Below are 16,088 nucleotides of genomic sequence, written 5' to 3' on the forward strand. Positions count from 1 at the left end.
ATGATGAAAGCTCCTGGAATCTCTGATCCGGCCACGGCCGCCGGTCCGTACTGTCCGCCCGGCCCGCTGCGTGCCGGCTGGCGCCGCCTGACCCGCAACAAGCTGGCGACCGCCGGCGTCGTGACCATCGCGCTGATGGTGCTTCTGTGCTTTGCGGGGCCGCTGGTCTTGCGCCTGGACGCCAGCTATATCGACGTGCTGAACCGTTTTGCGCCCCCGCTGACCGGCGGCCACCTGCTGGGCACGGACGAACTGGGCCGCGACGTGCTGGCCCGTCTGATGGCCGGCGGGCGGATTTCGCTGACGATCGGTTTCGCAGCGATGCTGATATCGGTAGTGATCGGCACCATCGTGGGCATGATCGCCGGCTACCGGCGCGGCTTCGTGGGCGCCCTGCTGATGCGCTTCGTCGACGCCATGCTGGCGTTCCCGACCATCTTCCTGATCCTGGCCCTGGCCATGCTGGTCAAGCCGGGCATCGTGTCGACCACCATCCTGATCTCGGCCACCTGCTGGATGGAAGTCGCGCGCCTGGTCGAAGGCCAGTACCGGTCGCTGCGCAACACCGAGTATGTCGCAGCGGCGCGGACGGCCGGCGCCTCCGGGCTGCGCATCATGGTCGTCGAACTGCTGCCCAACGCCATGGGGCCCATCATCATCGTCGCCACGCTGAACGTGGCCCGCGCCATCCTGCTTGAATCCTATGTCAGCTACCTGGGCTACGGCATCCAGCCGCCGGTGGCCAGCCTGGGCAATATGCTGAACAACGCGCAGATCTACCTGACGTCTGCGCCGTGGCTGGCCATCGTGCCCGGCGTCGCCATTGCGCTGACCGTGACCAGCGTGAATTTCATCGGCGAAGGGCTGCGCAATATACTCGAGCCGCGCAGCCAGTGAATGATCCCGCCGGCGCGCCCGCCGGTGCCCCTTGATCCGAGCCGAGCCTAACCCCAACGCCCTGGAGAACGGGATGCAACGACGCCTGCCCTCGCTGAACGCGCTACGCTGCTTTGAAGTCGTGGCGGCCCACACCAGCGTCAAGAAGGCCGCGCAGATCCTGAACGTCAGCGAAAGCGCGGTCAGCCGCCAGGTCCGCATCCTGGAGGAGCAACTGGGGCAGACGCTGTTCCTGCGCACCCACAGCGGCCTGGAGATCACCGAGGCCGGGCGCAAGCTGGCCACGACCGTCAAGGAAGCGTTCGACCATATCGCCAACGCTCTCGACCCCACGCACACCGACCAGGACATCGTCACGCTGCGGGTGATTCCCACCTTCGCGCTGCGTTGGCTTTTCCCCCGGCTGCGGCGCTTCCATGAGCAATACCCCATGATCAAGGTCGTGGTCCGCACGCGGCTCAACGACATGACGGCCGACGAGACCGACTCCGACCTGGGCATCCGCTACGCGCTGGGCAATTTTTCGCACGAAGACGCCACCGAGCTCTACGCCGAGTGGATCGTCCCGGTGTGCGCACCGGGCCATATCGATGCAACCGACCCCGAACGCGGCCTGCGCGAGTCCACGCTGCTGCACCCCTTGCCGGACCATCAGGACTGGATCACGTGGTCAGAGAAGACCGGCATCGAACTCTTCACCCGGGGCGGCCTCGATTTCGACGCGCTGGACATGGCCTTGAGCGCCGCCGAGGCCGGCCTGGGCGTGGCCATCGCGGACGTCGTGCTGGCCGATCAGGCCATCCAGGATGGCCGGGTCGTCGTCCCGCTGCGCCGGGCAGTGCCTACCGGCGTGTCGTATTACCTGGTGCGCCGTCCCGCTCTGCGCCACCGCCGGCAGGTCAAGCTGGTGGAAGACTGGATCGTCAGCGAACTGGTGGAATCCAAGGCGATCATCGCGTCCTACGCCTAGCCTGAAGGCGGTGCAAATCGGGGCGGCGGCGGGCTCCGCAGTGCAACGAAATGAGTTTCTGCGACAACATTCGCAAGATTCGCGTTTTTTGCGCTGACGCGTTAAATATTGCGAACCGTCCGACGTAAAGCCGTATATCCACAGCCTTTTCCGCGGGACTGCCCTCGCGCGCGCTCACATGCATGCGGCGGGCACGCCTGCCCGCCACATCCAATGATCATCGACAACTCCGACGTCATGTACCGGCACCTTGTGCAGGGTGTCGTCGACTATGCCATTTATATGCTTCATCCGGATGGCACGGTCGCCAACTGGAATGCCGGCGCGCAGCGCGCCAAGGGTTACTCGCAGGAAGAAATCGTAGGCCGGCACTTCTCGTGCTTCTACACGCCCGGCGACCAGGACGCGGGGCTGCCGCAGCGGGGGCTGGCCCGCGCCCGCGAACAGGGTCGCTTCGAAGCCGAGGGATGGCGCGTGCGCAAGGACGGCACGCTGTTCTGGGCGCACGTGGTGATCGACGCGATCCATGACGACCAGGGCGACCTGATCGGCTTCGCGAAAGTCACGCGCGACAACACCGAGCGGCGCGAACGCGAACAGCAGGTGCTGCGCGCCAAGGAACTGGCCGAACACTACAACACCGAACTGACCTCGCTATCGAGCTTCCTGGACGCCGTGGTGTCGCACATCCCGTCTTGCGTGCTGGTGCAGGACGCCGTGTCGCGCACCATCCTGCTGGCCAACCGGCAGGCCGAAGCGACCTTCGGCGCCGACCGCACCGCCATGATCGGCAAGACCGCGCAGCAATGCCTGCCGGCGGCCGTCTGCGAATTCTTCGACCGCCTGACCAACGAGGCGCTGCGCTCGGACGGCGCCCTGCGCGAAGCGGAAGAGGAACTGGCCACGGCGCGCGGCACGCGCACCTTGCGCACCAAGACCCTGGTTTTCCACAGCAACGATCCGCGGTCGCGCTACGTGCTGCTGATCTCGGATGACGTCACGGACGAAAACGCGGCCCATGCGCAGGTGCGCTACATGGCGCATCACGACACCCTGACCGGCATGCCCAACCGGCGGCTGTTCCGCGAACAGCTGCTCAAGGCGCTGAACAGCCGCAGTGCCGACCGCACAGCGGCGGTGCTGTGCCTGGACCTGGATAACTTCAAGAGCGTGAACGACACGCTGGGCCACCCGTACGGCGACGAACTGCTGCGCCTGCTGGCCAAGCGCCTGCCCAAAAGCCTGCGCGAGCAGGACACCCTGGCCCGGCTGGGCGGCGATGAATTCGCCATCGTGCTGCCCAATATCGGCCAACAGGAAGACGTACGCAGGATGGCGGAACGCCTGCTCGAAACCGTGCGCCAACCCTTCGAGATCGACGGCCATACCGTGCCCATCAGCGTCAGCATCGGCATCGCGCTGGCAGATACGCCCGACTGCTCGGCCGACCACCTGCTGCGCTACGCCGACATGGCCCTGTACGAGGCCAAGCGCAACGGTCGCAATTGCCTGGCCTTCTTCAAGCCGGAAATGGAGACTGCGGCGCTCAAGCGCCATGAAGTCGAGATGGACCTGCGCCAGGCCATCATGGGGCAGCAGCTGCAACTGCACTACCAGCCCATCATGGATGTCAGCCACGTGCGCGTGGTGGGCCGCGAGGCCCTGATGCGCTGGCAGCATCCGGTCAAGGGCCTGATCATGCCCAACGACTTCATCCCCATTGCCGAAGAGACCGGACTGATCCATGAACTGGGCGCCTTCACCTTGCACGAAGCGTGCGCGGAGGCCATGCGCTGGGACGACCACGAGACCGTGGCCGTCAACCTGTCGGCCAGCCAGTTCACCAACAGCGCGCTGGTGTCGCTGGTGGAATCCGCCTTGTCCAAGTCGGGGCTGCCGGCGCGGCGGCTGGAGCTGGAGATCACGGAATCGGTGCTGCTGGCAAATTCGGCCGCCAACCTGAATACGCTGAACCAGTTGAAAGCGCTGGGCGTGAAAGTGGCGCTGGACGATTTCGGCACCGGCTATTCCTCGCTGGGCTATCTGCGCTCGTTCGAATTCGACAAGATCAAGATCGACAAGTCATTCACGCAAGACGTCGAATCCAGCAAGGAAGCGCTTGCCATCATCCGCGCCATCAACGGCATCGGGCGCAGCCTGGACATTCCCACCACCGCCGAAGGGGTGGAGACCGCGGCGCAGCTGGACCGTCTGACCGAAGAAGGGTGCTCGCACTTCCAGGGCTATCTGCTGGGGCGGCCGGTGTCGCACGAGACGCCTGCAGACGGCGCCGAATAGCCACCATCAATAGCCATCTTCCACAGACGCTTTCAAACAGGGGCCGACCCCGCATTCCAGGCCCCGTTCCTGCCCGCGCAGACCTATACTTTCTGCATCATCGGGTGCGCTGCGACGCGCCACCGGACCCGATGCCTTCCGCCCCGCGCGTCGAAGGTTCCATCACGCCAGCCGCCCCCAAAGCGCGCGGCGCAGGGAGAACGCCATGACCCGTAAATACATCGATTGCCGCGAATACCCGAGCGAGATGAATTGCTCGGTGGCGTTGGCGGCGGACACTGACGACGAACTGCTGGAAGCCGCCGTGCAGCACGCCACCACGGTGCACAAGCACACGGACTCGCCGGAGCTGCGCACGCAGCTCAAGGGCATGTTCCATGACGGCTCGCCGCCGGCGGAGGCGCCGCCTCGGGCGTGAGGGCGCAGCCACTACCAGGCCAGCGTCTGCGCGAATTGCGCTGCGCCCGAAGCCGCCCCATTGGCCGGCAACGGGGCGCGCAGGATGGTCCGGCTGTTGCCGCGGTCCACCACCCAGAACACCATCTGGGCGGGCGGCGCGGCGGCCGGGCCACCCAGGTCGATCGTGCGGCCGTCGTCCGGCTTGGCCTCGACCCGGAATGTCCACTTGCGCCCTTGCGGTTCGCCGTTCATGCCCGCCTGCGCAACGGGAGAAAACGCCTCCGTCTCCAGGTCCAGAATGCGCAGCCCCAGCTTGTCTGCGATGAATGCCCGCATGGATGCCTCTAGCGTTTCGTCCGGCAGCGCGGCGTTCTGGTCCACCGCCAGACCCAGCTGTTCGCCGGTCTTCAGATTGCGGTAGTAGAAGCGATTCGGGTCGATGGGTTCCAGGCGGAAATCGCCCAAGCGCAGCGGCAACGACATGCCGGACTCGGCATTACGCAGCGCCGCGCCGTCCGCCGGCATCGACCAGGCCGGCCCGAGGCTGCCCACCCAATCCACGAACTGCCGGCTCAACGCCACCGCGTCCTGCGTGCGGCCGTGGCGGTAGGCGATGTCGGCCGCGACATCCAGCGCCGTCTGGTACAGCGTTTCGTCGTGATACGCCTTGCCGGCGTGCGCCCAGGCGGCCAGCGCCACATCCAGATCGCGGCGCGCGGTCGCCAGGTCATCGCGCCCGTAGGCCGCGCGGCCCGTCACGGTGTTCAACCGGGCGATCTCCAGCGGGAACGCCGCATCCGGCAGCGCGGCCTGTGCAAGCTTGGCCGCTTGCGGCCAGTCGCGCGCCATCGACCAATAGGACTCGATCTCGCGGCTTTGCTCGGCCATGGGCTTGTCGCGGAACAGGCGCACATCGCGATCCCACGCCATGGCGTCGAACAACGCGCGCAACTGCGCGACGGCCTCAGCCTGCTTGTCCTTCGCGAACGACGCCCGCACCTCCACTTGCCAGTCGCCACGCACCGCGATCCACTGCGCTTCGACGCCCACGCCGCGCGGATACTCTGCCTGCTGCGCGCGCTTGGACGCGATCGCGTCCTTGAATGGCAGATCCGGCAACGCGGGTTCCACGTCCGGCGCGGGCGTCTGGTCGCCGTCCGGCGTCTCCATCCGTTTGGCCAGGGCCTCGCGCCGCGCTGGCGCGTCCTTGGCGCGCAGGTCTTCGCGATAGGCGATCCACACGCGGGCGGTCACCGCGCGCCCGTCATCCAGCGTCTGCACGTAGTCCAGTTGCGCGCGCTCGCCGCGCTGGTCCGCCGGCCTGAAACTGACCAGCGCCCAGCGGCCTACCGTCAGGGGCAGTCTCATGCCGGCCAGCGCATAGTCCAGCCGGTGCGCGTCGGCCTCGCGCGTCCACTGCCCGGGGTAGGCGTTGCCTTGCGCATAGACCCTTTCCTGCAAGCGCGCCACATCGGCGGCTTCGCCCGCTGCCGCGCCCTCGCGAATGGCCATGACCAGCAACTGCGAGATCGCATCCTGGCTGGCGTCGCGTTTGTCGAAGATGGCAATCTGCGCTTCGGCGGCGCGGCGCGCCTCGGCATAGCGCTGCTGCCGGCGCAGCAGGCTGACCACGGTGGCGACCGCATCAAATTCTTCATAGCTGTTCGCGTTCGCCCGGGCGGCCTCCAGTGCGTGGCCTGCCGCGACATCGGCGGCGGGCCAGTCCTTTTCCGCCATCAGGCGGTGCGCTTCCTGCATGTGGTGCAGGAACGGCGAGAGGGTTTCGGGGGAGGTTTCGGCAGGGGCTTCGGCTGCGGCGGCGGGCGTGGCCGCGACGCCCGTGGCGGGCCATAAGGCGGCCGTAGCAGACAGCAGCGAAACAGCCAGCAAAGTACGGGTCAGTGGCTTCATGGCGCCAGTATACGGGGCCGGATTGGCACCCCGCTGTCACGCCAAGGGGATGTCTTCCGCCCGCACCGCCCGCCCCAGCAGCCATCCCTGACCCACGGCGGCGGGCTGGCGCGACGTCAGGTATTGCGCCTGGTCTTCGGTTTCGATGCCTTCGACGATCAGCCCCACGCCCAGCGCGCGCGAGATATCGATGACGTGGTCGATGATGAGCGTGCCCGCCGGTTCCGCGCCGATGGCCTGCGTGAATCGGCGGTCCAGCTTGATGGTGTCGGCCTGCATTTCAGCCAGGTAGTTCAGATTGGAATTGCCCGTGCCGAAATCGTCGATCAGGATCCGGAACCCCTGGGTGCGCAACGTGCGGATGATGCCGCGCACGTGGCCGTCCGACAGCGGCGAGCCTTCGGTGATCTCCAGCGCCACGCGCGGCGGCGCAATGCCCTGCTCGTTCACCGTGCGCAGCAGGAAGTCGGGGTAGGCGTCGTCCTGAAGATCTTCCGCCGACACGTTGATGCTGACGTAGAAACCGGTGGCGTCGCGCAGCCGGCCCGCCAGATCGTGCAGGGCGATCTGCGTCACCACGCGGGACAATTCGCGGCCCAGCCCCATCTCTTCGGCCAGCGGCACGAACAGCGCCGGCGGCACCGCCGACCCGTCGCGCCCGCGCCAGCGCGCCAGGGCCTCGACACCGACCAGGCGGCGCGTGGACAGCTCCCGCAGCGGCTGGTAGCGGACCTGCACGCCGCCGCGGCGGATGGCTTTGCGCAACGCGGCCCGCTCGCTCTTGGATTGCTGGTGCCACAGCACGCACAGGCCCGCCAGCAGGCCGCCCACGAGCGCGCCCGTGCCTGCCAGGATCAGCGCCGGCAGCGTGAACCAGTCATGCGAGCTGACGCGCGACACCGCGCAGATGTCGGGCGCCGTGGGCGGGGCGCATTCCGCCACCAGGCGCTCGGCCCGCAGATTGTTCTCGGAAGGGCTGGCGCCCTCGTAAAACACCAGGCCGTCCGTGCGGCCGAAACGGCGGAAGACGTGCGCGCCATCGCGGGTTACCAGTTGGGAATCGATGCCTGAACCAGGTTCTGGAAACCCGTCGAAGGCCCCCGGCGCGGTGAACACCACCACGTTGTTGCGCGCCGCCATGTCGCCGATGATCCGGCGATCGATGATGTTGGCCGCCCCCACCCACAAGGTGGTGCCATGGCGCGTCGTGAAGGAGGCGGGCGGCAGGGGGTGGGGAAACGCCAGCACGCCCCAGGCCGCGGAACACACCAGCATGCCGTCGCGCAGGCGGCCGATGTCACGCAGGAACGTGGCGTTGAACAACAGCACCCGCAACGTGGCGACGTCGGATTCCGAGCACAGGTCGGTGCTGTGCGTGGCGGCCTGGATCAAACGCTGGCTTTCCTGCGACACGCGCACGGCTTGCGCCAGCAAGCGGCTGTTGTGCCGGGAAAGCCTGTCGTCGACCTGGTTGACTTCGATCAGCCGACCCGCCGCCAGTCCCGCCAGGAGACCCAGCGTCGACATCGACAGGACTACAGCCGCAATTCGGAAACGTGACATCGGGGGCAAGAGGCTGGCTGCGCCTGCCGAGGAGAGGTCGGCGCGTAAGGCAATGTAACCGCAACCCTGCCTTCCGCCCAAAAGAAAAAACGCCCATCCTTCGGAATGGGCGTCTTTTTTTGGCGAAAACCGCGCGAGCCTATCCCTGCACCAGGGCGGACTGGCCGCTACGGGCCGTGCGCACCACGTTGAACAGGTTCTTGGGGTCCTGCAATTGCGGCGCCACTTCGATGCGGGTGCCGACGCCGTGCCGGGCCGCGCTGTCGCGCAACCAACGCAGGGCCGAGAAATCTTCCAGCGCGAAACCGACCGAGTCGAAGATGGTCACTTCCGCGGCGCTTTGACGGCCGCCGTTCTGGCCCGTCAGGACGCGCCACAGTTCCGTTACGGCGAAATCGGCCGGCATCTGCTGCAGGTCGCCTTCGATCCGCGTCTGCGGCTCGTATTCCACGAAGACCGGGCCCATGCGCAACACGTCGGCATGCAATTCCGTCTTGCCCGGGCAGTCGCCGCCCAGCGCATTGATGTGCATGCCCGGCTCGACCATGTCGGCGGTCAGGATGGTGGCGTAGGCCTTGTCGGCCGTGACCGTGGTGACGATGTCCACGCCCTTGACGGCCTGGGCCGTGCTTTCGAAACGCACGATGCGCAAGGACGGGGCCACGGTGGCCAGATTGCTTTCCAGCTTGCGGGTGGCGTCGGGGTCCACGTCATAGACGTGCAGCGTGTCGATGCCCAGCACGTAGTGGAAGGCCAGCGCCTGGAATTCGGCTTGGGCGCCGTTGCCGATCAGCGCCATGGTGCGCGAATCCGGCCGGGCCAGGGCGCGCGCGGCCAGGGCAGAGGTCACGGCGGTGCGCAGGGCGGTGGTCAGGGTCAGTTCGCTGATCAGCAGCGGTTCGCCCGTGCTGACTTGCGCCAGGGCGCCGAAAGCCATCACGGTGGACAGGCCGGCCTGCGGGTTGTCCGGGTGGCCGTTCACGAACTTGAAGCTGTAGAGCTCGTTGTCGGCGGTGGGCATCAGTTCGATGACGCCGGTGGCGGAATGGCTGGCTACGCGTGCGCACTTGTCGAATTCCTGCCATCGCAGAAAGTCGGCCAGCACATAGTCCAGCAGGTCGGTAAAGACCTTGCGCGGGCCTTCCAAGGCCACGATATTGGCTACGTCCGAAGTCGTCAGCAGTGTCGTCAAAATTTTCTCCCCGAGTTATGGAACAGAAATTCTGGCGGACGGCCAAACCAATTCATAGTGACAACATTCAACACGAAACGCTAAGATTCTGGCATTACGACAGTCACAATTAGCATTTTTCACAATGGATACGCTAGATCAGAGCCTGCTGGGCCTGTTGCGCGCCAATGCCCGCTTGTCTGTCGCCACGCTGGCGAAGAAGCTGGATGTCTCGCGCGGCACCATCGACAACCGCATCCGCAAGCTGGAAGAGCGGGGCATCATCGTCGGCTACACCGTGCGGCTGCGCCCCGAAGTCGAAACCGAAGACATCGTGGCCTGGATGAGCATCGCCGTCGAAGGCCATGAAACCCGCAAGATCGTGAACCTGCTGATGGGCGAACCCAGCGTGGCCGGCCTGCACGACACCAACGGCCGCTGGGACCTGCTGGCCGAATTGCGCGTGCCCACCATCGAACAGCTGTCCGAAGTGCTGGACCGGCTGCGCACGCTCAAGGGCATCTCGGCCACCGAAACCAGCATCCACTTGAAGACGTTCAAAGCGTTCTGAGGCGCTTGCCGTCTGGGGAGCCCGCGCCGCAAAGCGCGGGGAAACCCGATATAAAAGTTTGCATAGCGTCCATGATCCAGCGTTATGCGTGGGGTCCAGCGCCGATGCCGACGCCTCCTGAATCCTCAATCCAATCAGTGTCTTAGCGGAAATTCCCGTGCGTACCGCCGCCTGCCGCGGCGCGCCGTCGCGCGGTATCGGATTTCCGCCGGCGCATGCATGCTTGCACCTTCAGCCGCGCCCGCCGTCAGGCGCCTCGCGGCAAGCAACCCTTGCGTCCAGACACCCCATGACCGACTTCGACCTGACTCTGCACAACGGCCGCATCGTCACCGCGGATGCCGATTTCATTGGCGACATCGGCATCGTCGACGGCGTCATCGCCGCCATCTCGACCCGGCTTCCCGCCGGCAAGCGCGCCATCGACGCGACCGGCAGGCTGGTGATGCCGGGCGGCATCGACAGCCATTGCCACGTCGAACAGCTCTCCAGCATGGGCGTGCTGTGCGCCGACGACTGGTACAGCGCGTCCGTGTCCGCGGCCCATGGCGGCAACACCACCATCGTGCCGTTCGCCGCGCAGCACCGCGGGCAATCGCTGCGCCAGGTGGCGGACGAGTACGCTGCCTCCGCCGCGGCGAAATCGGTCATCGACTTCAGCTATCACCTGATCATCTCGGACCCTACGCCGCAGACGCTGAACCACGACTTGCCCGAGCTGATCCGCGCCGGCATCACGTCGTTCAAGGTTTTCATGACCTACGACAAGCTCAAGCTGGACGACAAGCAGCTACTGGACGTGTTTGCGATCGCCGCGCGCGAGGGCGCGCTGCCCATGGTGCACGCCGAAAACAACGACGTGATCAGCTGGATCGCGCGCCATCTGCTGGCCGCCGGCCACACCGCGCCGAAATACCACGCCGTCAGCCACGACCCCATCGCCGAAAACGAAGCCACGCAGCGCGCCATCAGCCTGGCGTCCGTGCTGGAGGTGCCGGTGCTGATCGTGCACGTGTCCACGCAGGGCGGCGCACAGGCCATCCACGCCGCGCAGACGCTGGGCGCGCCCGTCTATGGCGAGACGTGCCCGCACTACCTGTTGCTCACGGCCGAAGACATCGACATTCCCGGCGTTGAAGGCGCCAAGTTCTGCTGCAGCCCGCCGCCGCGCGACCCGGTGTCGCAACAGGCCCTGTGGCAGAGCCTGGACAGCGGCACGCTGGCGCTGCTGTCGTCCGACCACGCACCGTACCGCTACGACGAATCCGGCAAGCTGCCCGCGGGCGACGCCACCACGTTCAAGCAGATCGCCAATGGCCTGCCCGGCCTGGAAGTGCGCATGCCGCTGCTGTTCTCGGAAGGCGTGCGCAGCGGCCGCCTGACGCTGCAGCAATTCGTGGCGCTGACGTCCACCAATCACGCCCGCATGTACGGCCTGTACCCGAAGAAGGGCACGATTTCCGTGGGCGCGGACGCCGACATCGCCATCTGGGACCCCGAACGCGTCGTGACGCTGTCGGCCACCACGCTGCACGACAACGTCGGCTACACGCCCTACGAAGGTCGCCAGGTCACGGGTTGGCCCACCACGGTAGTGAGCCGCGGCGAGGTCATCGTCGACGAGGGCGCGCTGCAGGCTGCGCGCGGCCGCGGCCGTTTCATCGCCCGCGGCCTGCCCGCCCCGCTGCAGAAGACGCGCGAGATCTCGCCGCGCGCCGCCTTGCTGCGCAAAATTTTCCCGAACGTGATCGAGCCGTGACCCCGCGGCGCCTTGCACTTGAACCCCGTTCGATAAGAACACCTGGAGATTGATATCGTGAGCAACGCAACCCCCTCCCGCAAAATGGGCCTGGCGGTCGCCCAGATGGGCGCCGTGAACCTGGCCGACACCCGCGCGGTAGTCGTGCGCCGCCTGGTCGAGATGATGCGCGAGGCCGCCGCCCGCAAGGCGGAATTCGTCGTGTTCCCGGAACTGGCGCTGACGACGTTCTTCCCGCGCTACTGGATGGAAGACGCGGAAGCCGTCGACCGCTACTTCGAAAAGACCATGCCGAACGCCGACGTGCAGCCGCTGTTCGACACGGCGCGCGAACTGGGCATCGGCTTCTACCTGGGATACGCCGAACTGACGCCGGAAGGCCGCCAGTTCAACACGGCCATCCTGGTGGACCGCAGCGCCAAGATCATCGGCAAATACCGCAAGATCCACTTGCCCGGCCACTCGGACCACAAAGTCGACGCGCCGTTCCAGCATCTGGAGAAGAAGTTCTTCGAAGTGGGCGACCTGGGCTTCGGCGTGTGGGACACCAACGACGTCAAGATCGGCATGTGCCTGTGCAACGACCGCCGCTGGCCCGAGACGTATCGCGTGATGTCGCTGCAAAGCGCCGAACTGATCGTGCTGGGCTACAACACGCCGTCCCTGAACATCCACTGGGACGAGCCCGCGCACTGGCGCACGACCACGCACGAGATCGTGCTGCAAGCCAGCGCCTACCAGAACGCGGTGTGGGTCGGCGCCGCCGCCAAGTGCGGCCATGAAGACGGCCACCACATGATCGGCAGCTCGATGATCGTGGCGCCGTCCGGCGAGATCGTGGCGCGTTCCAGCGGCGAAGAAGACGAAGTGATCACCGCGAAGATCGACCTGGGCATGGGCCAGACCTTCCGCGACCACGTCTTCAACTTCGCCAAGCACCGCAGCCCGCACCACTACAAGCTGATCACTGAACGCACCGGCGCCGGCGAACCGCTGCCCGTGCCGGAAGTGGTCTAAGCCCGGCTGATGATTGCCTGCGTCATCGCAGGCAATTCTTTCTTCACGATCTGGGAAAACTGGGTCAGGAACGCCTTGGCGATGGATGGCGGAGGTTCGATCCGGGAATGGGACACGTGCACCGACAACGAAATCGCTGGCTCGATACGACGCACCACGATGCCGTGCATCAGCGCATCCGTCAGGCCGTACGAGTCCACCAGGGCCACACCGACGCCTTGGCGCACGAACGAGCAGGCCGTCTGGGACGAACGCACCTCGATGGCCGGGGCGACCGCCTGCCCCAGAGGCTCGAGGTAGTTGAACAGGGTTTCGCCCAGCGGCGTGTCGCGCCCATAGCCCACCAGCATCTCGCCGGCCAGCATCGCCGGTTCGATGACGCTCTCGCGCGCCAGCCGGTGGCCGGCGGGCAGCACGCAGACGATCTCGCCCTGCGCGAGCTCGCTGGTGATCAGGTTGGGGTGTTCGGGCTTGAACGTGGAAATCGCGATGTCCGCGTGTCCCAGCAGCAACTGGGGCAGCAACGCATCCATGCCCAGCGGCCGGTAGCGGATGCGCACGCCGGGGTTGCGGGCGCAGAACTTCGCCGTGGCCGCCGGGATCAGCCATTCGCCGAAGCTGGGGCTGGACACCACGCTGACCAGGCCGCCGCCATGGCCCGCCAGGCCAGCCGCCATATCGTTCAGCCGGTTGACGCCCGCCTGAATGGATTCCACTTCCTGGAAAAGTTTGCGCGCTTCCTTGGTGGGATGCAGGCGGCCCTTGAACCGTTCAAACAGCGCATAGCCCAAGCGCAATTCTATCGACGCCAGCACCCGGCTGATGGCGGGCTGCGTCACATGCAGCAGCCGCCCGGCGGCGCTGAGCGAACCCGTGATCATGATGGCGTGAAACACCTCGATCTGCCGCAGGTTCAACGGGCCAGACCGGACCTTCCCGGGTAATTCCGACATGCTGCTTTTCTTTCCTCTTGACCTGGGCGCTGCGCGCACTGCGCGTGTCCGCCTCTTTTGCAGGGATTCTACTCAATCGTGCCCAACGCCCGCATCACCCTCGTAAACCCGAACTCGCTGACCAAGGTCACGGACGCCATCGCCCGCGCGGTCGCGCCGTTCGAGCGCCTGCCGCTGACGTTCCGCTGCCTCACCTCCACCGGCGGGCCGGCCGGCATCCAGACCCAGGCCGAAGCCGACGCCAGCATCGCGCCGATGGCGCAGCTGTTCCTGCAGGAAGCGGCCGAGACCGACGCCTTTATCGTGGCGTGCTTCAGCGACCCCGGGCTGCATGGCCTGCGCGACCTGGTGGCGGCGCCCGTGCTGGGCATCGGTGAGTGCTCGGTGCTGACGGCCATGAGCATGGCGACGCGCATTGGCGTGATCGCCATCGCGGGCGCATCCGTCCCGCGCCACCTGCGCTACTTCCGCCAGATGGGCGTGGCCGACCGCATTTGCGCGGAACTGGCGCTGGATATGAAAGTCAGCGACCTGGCCGACGCCGACCTGGCGTTTGCGCGCATGGCGACCGTCGGCAAGACCTTGCGCGACGCGCATGGCGCCGAGGTGCTGATCATGGGATGCGCCGGCATGGCCGACCTGCGCGACCGGCTGGAAGACGCTTGCGGGCTGCCGGTAGTGGAACCGACGCAGGCCGCCGTGGCGATGGCGGCGGGGCGGCTGTTCGGTCGGTAGAAGACGGATGGGTCTTCCGTAGGAGGGGTGCAGCGCGCAGGGCGTCGGGCAAAAACCCCGCCGCCCAACGCGCGTGACCCATCATGCCGCCTGTTGCACGAAATGCCCCGCGCCAACCTGCACCAATTGCGGCACCTGCGGGTTGTCACCCACCTTGCGGATGGGGCTGGGGATATCGCGCGCGGCGCGCACGGTGCGCTGATGACGGCGTGCCGGGTCGGGGATCGGCACCGCAGACAACAGGCGCTGCGTGTACGGATGGCGCGGCCGATGCAGCACTTCCTGCGTGGGTCCGATCTCGACGATCTGCCCCATCACCATCACGGCCACGCGGTGGCTGACCTTCTCCACCACCGCCATGTCGTGCGAAATGAACAGGTACGACAAGCCCATCTCGGCCTGCAGTTCCTTCATCAGTTCGATCACGCGCGCCTGCACCGACACGTCCAGCGCGGACACGGGCTCGTCCGCCACGATGATCTTGGGGTTCACCGACAGCGCACGCGCGATGCACAGGCGCTGGCGCTGCCCGCCCGAGAACTGGTGCGCATAGCGGTCCAGGAATTCGCGCGGCAGGTTGACGCGCTCGAGCAGTTGCGCGGCGCGTTCACGGCGCTGTTCGCGCGTGAACCCGCCGTGAACCTTGAGCGGTTCGCTGACCAGGTCCCACGCGTGCAGGCGCGGGTTCAGTGACGCGTACGGATCCTGGAAGATCATCTGGATGTGCCGCCGCATGTCGCGCATCTTGTCGGGCGACATGTGCGTGACGTCCTGGCCCACCAGCCGGATCGCGCCCTCCGTGGGCTGCACGAGTTTCATCAGGAGGCGGCCCGTGGTCGACTTGCCCGAGCCGGATTCCCCCACCAGCGCCAGCGTTTCGCCGGCGCGCAGGGTGAAGGACACGCCTTCGACCGCATGCACATTGGCCACCACCTTGCCGAACGCGCCCGCCTTCACGGGGAAACGCTTGGCCAGGCCCGTCACTTCCAGCACATTGGGCCGATCCTGCACCACGGCCTCGTCGGGCGAACCATCGCCCAGTTTGGGCACGGCGGCCAGCAGGTCACGCGTGTAGGGCTGCTGCGGGGCGTCAAAGAGCGCCACGGTGGCGTTCTCCTCGACCTTGTCGCCATGGCGCATCACCACCACGCGGTCGGCAATCTCGGCCACCACGCCCATGTCGTGCGTGATGAACAGCACGGCCATGCCGACTTCGCGCTGCAGGTCCCGGATCAGGTCGATGATCTCGGCCTGGACGGTGACGTCCAGCGCGGTCGTGGGCTCATCGGCGATCAGCAGCTGCGGGCGGCACGCCAGGGCCATGGCGATCATCACGCGCTGGCGCATGCCGCCGGACAAATCGCCAGGGTATTGCGTCATGCGGCGGTGGGGTTCCGACATCTTCACGGCCACCAGCATGGCCTCGGCCTTCGTCCAGGCCTCCTCGCGCGAGATGTCCTGGTGCAGCAGATAGACTTCGGCCAATTGCTCGCCCACTGTCATCACCGGGTTCAGCGACGTCATGGGCTCCTGGAAGATCATCGAGATCTCGTTGCCGCGGATGCGGCGCAGATCTGACTCGGGCAGCTTGAAGAGATCCACTTCCCGGCCGTCGCGCGGCACGAAGCGGGCGGCACCCGTGGCGATGCGGCCGCCGGCACGTTCGATCAGGCGCAGGATGGACAGCGCCGTCACCGATTTGCCCGAGCCCGATTCGCCCACCAGCGCCACCGTTTCACCGCGGCCAATGGTGAAGTCCAGCGACTTCACCGCGCGGTACGGTTTGGCGCGGGCGCCGAACTCCACGCTCAGGCCTTCAACCGCCAGTAGTGTCTCGTTCATCA

The 16,088-nt window shown here is 66.5% G+C and carries 13 protein-coding genes; 8 read left to right on the forward strand and 5 right to left on the reverse strand.

The features are described from left to right. The 4 genes from CEY09_RS17725 to CEY09_RS17740 all read left to right on the forward strand — a co-directional run bounded on the left by CEY09_RS17725 (position 1) and on the right by CEY09_RS17740 (position 4,583). On the forward strand, positions 1–897 hold the full coding sequence (locus CEY09_RS17725; protein ID WP_208625069.1) for an ABC transporter permease: 897 nt from the start codon (positions 1–3) through the stop codon (positions 895–897). A gap of 73 nt (positions 898–970) precedes the next feature. After that, a complete protein-coding gene (locus tag CEY09_RS17730) occupies positions 971–1,867 on the forward strand; it encodes a LysR substrate-binding domain-containing protein (protein WP_088589671.1) in 897 nt (298 codons plus the stop codon). 213 nt (positions 1,868–2,080) lie between these two features. After that, positions 2,081–4,165 carry a putative bifunctional diguanylate cyclase/phosphodiesterase gene (locus CEY09_RS17735; RefSeq protein WP_088589672.1) on the forward strand — a complete coding sequence of 695 codons (2,085 nt, stop codon included), beginning with the start codon at positions 2,081–2,083 and terminating at the stop codon, positions 4,163–4,165. A 205-nt stretch (positions 4,166–4,370) separates the two neighbouring features. Beyond that, on the forward strand, positions 4,371–4,583 hold the full coding sequence (locus tag CEY09_RS17740; RefSeq protein ID WP_006226768.1) for a DUF1059 domain-containing protein: 213 nt from the start codon (positions 4,371–4,373) through the stop codon (positions 4,581–4,583). Between the two features lie 11 nt (positions 4,584–4,594). Here the strand turns inward: CEY09_RS17740 and CEY09_RS17745 are convergent, their stop codons facing one another. The 3 genes from CEY09_RS17745 to CEY09_RS17755 form a co-directional block, all read right to left on the reverse strand. Beyond that, on the reverse strand, positions 4,595–6,475 hold the full coding sequence (locus CEY09_RS17745) for a hypothetical protein (RefSeq protein WP_113914602.1): 1,881 nt from the start codon (positions 6,473–6,475) through the stop codon (positions 4,595–4,597). A gap of 36 nt (positions 6,476–6,511) precedes the next feature. Beyond that, positions 6,512–8,002, reverse strand: a complete 1,491-nt coding sequence (locus CEY09_RS17750; RefSeq protein ID WP_088589674.1) for an EAL domain-containing protein — start codon at positions 8,000–8,002, stop codon at positions 6,512–6,514. Positions 8,003–8,177: 175 nt separating this feature from the next. After that, a complete protein-coding gene (locus CEY09_RS17755) occupies positions 8,178–9,230 on the reverse strand; it encodes an ornithine cyclodeaminase (RefSeq protein WP_088589675.1) in 1,053 nt (350 codons plus the stop codon). 124 nt (positions 9,231–9,354) lie between these two features. Between CEY09_RS17755 and CEY09_RS17760 the strand changes: the two genes are divergently transcribed. The 3 genes from CEY09_RS17760 to CEY09_RS17770 all read left to right on the forward strand — a co-directional run bounded on the left by CEY09_RS17760 (position 9,355) and on the right by CEY09_RS17770 (position 12,556). Further along, complete coding sequence (locus CEY09_RS17760) at positions 9,355–9,780, forward strand: Lrp/AsnC family transcriptional regulator (protein WP_006226764.1); 426 nt, start codon at positions 9,355–9,357, stop codon at positions 9,778–9,780. A gap of 289 nt (positions 9,781–10,069) precedes the next feature. Beyond that, on the forward strand, positions 10,070–11,539 hold the full coding sequence (hydA, locus tag CEY09_RS17765) for a dihydropyrimidinase (protein WP_088589676.1): 1,470 nt from the start codon (positions 10,070–10,072) through the stop codon (positions 11,537–11,539). Between the two features lie 84 nt (positions 11,540–11,623). Next, positions 11,624–12,556 carry an N-carbamoyl-D-amino-acid hydrolase gene (locus CEY09_RS17770; RefSeq protein ID WP_006226762.1) on the forward strand — a complete coding sequence of 311 codons (933 nt, stop codon included), beginning with the start codon at positions 11,624–11,626 and terminating at the stop codon, positions 12,554–12,556. Here the strand turns inward: CEY09_RS17770 and CEY09_RS17775 are convergent. Further along, positions 12,553–13,509, reverse strand: coding sequence for a LysR family transcriptional regulator (locus CEY09_RS17775; protein WP_088589677.1), 957 nt, complete (start codon positions 13,507–13,509; stop codon positions 12,553–12,555). The genes CEY09_RS17770 and CEY09_RS17775 overlap by 4 nt on opposite strands. Positions 13,510–13,587: 78 nt before the next feature. Between CEY09_RS17775 and CEY09_RS17780 the strand changes: the two genes are divergently transcribed. After that, a complete protein-coding gene (locus CEY09_RS17780; protein WP_167390109.1) occupies positions 13,588–14,244 on the forward strand; it encodes an aspartate/glutamate racemase family protein in 657 nt (218 codons plus the stop codon). An 81-nt stretch (positions 14,245–14,325) separates the two neighbouring features. Here the strand turns inward: CEY09_RS17780 and CEY09_RS17785 are convergent, their stop codons facing one another. After that, the gene (locus CEY09_RS17785) at positions 14,326–16,086 is read right to left on the reverse strand and encodes an ABC transporter ATP-binding protein (RefSeq protein ID WP_088589679.1); all 1,761 of its coding nucleotides are present in this window, start codon (positions 16,084–16,086) and stop codon (positions 14,326–14,328) included. Between the last annotated feature and the right edge of the window lie 2 nt (positions 16,087–16,088).

The sequence above is a fragment of the Achromobacter marplatensis genome, assembly GCF_002209535.1.
GTDB lineage: Bacteria > Pseudomonadota > Gammaproteobacteria > Burkholderiales > Burkholderiaceae_B > Achromobacter > Achromobacter marplatensis.

What these genes read in the sequence shown, in the direction of transcription:
- hydA (WP_088589676.1), top strand. Translation starts at nt 10,070, where the DNA reads ATGACCGACTTCGACCTGACTCTGCACAACGGCCGCATCGTCACCGCG.
- CEY09_RS17735 (WP_088589672.1), top strand. Translation starts at nt 2,081, where the DNA reads ATGATCATCGACAACTCCGACGTCATGTACCGGCACCTTGTGCAGGGT.
- CEY09_RS17730 (WP_088589671.1), top strand. Translation starts at nt 971, where the DNA reads ATGCAACGACGCCTGCCCTCGCTGAACGCGCTACGCTGCTTTGAAGTC.
- CEY09_RS17760 (WP_006226764.1), top strand. Translation starts at nt 9,355, where the DNA reads ATGGATACGCTAGATCAGAGCCTGCTGGGCCTGTTGCGCGCCAATGCC.
- CEY09_RS17740 (WP_006226768.1), top strand. Translation starts at nt 4,371, where the DNA reads ATGACCCGTAAATACATCGATTGCCGCGAATACCCGAGCGAGATGAAT.
- CEY09_RS17745 (WP_113914602.1), bottom strand. Translation starts at nt 6,475, where the DNA reads ATGAAGCCACTGACCCGTACTTTGCTGGCTGTTTCGCTGCTGTCTGCT.
- CEY09_RS17750 (WP_088589674.1), bottom strand. Translation starts at nt 8,002, where the DNA reads ATGTCGACGCTGGGTCTCCTGGCGGGACTGGCGGCGGGTCGGCTGATC.
- CEY09_RS17725 (WP_208625069.1), top strand. Translation starts at nt 1, where the DNA reads ATGATGAAAGCTCCTGGAATCTCTGATCCGGCCACGGCCGCCGGTCCG.
- CEY09_RS17770 (WP_006226762.1), top strand. Translation starts at nt 11,624, where the DNA reads ATGGGCCTGGCGGTCGCCCAGATGGGCGCCGTGAACCTGGCCGACACC.
- CEY09_RS17775 (WP_088589677.1), bottom strand. Translation starts at nt 13,509, where the DNA reads ATGTCGGAATTACCCGGGAAGGTCCGGTCTGGCCCGTTGAACCTGCGG.
- CEY09_RS17785 (WP_088589679.1), bottom strand. Translation starts at nt 16,086, where the DNA reads ATGAACGAGACACTACTGGCGGTTGAAGGCCTGAGCGTGGAGTTCGGC.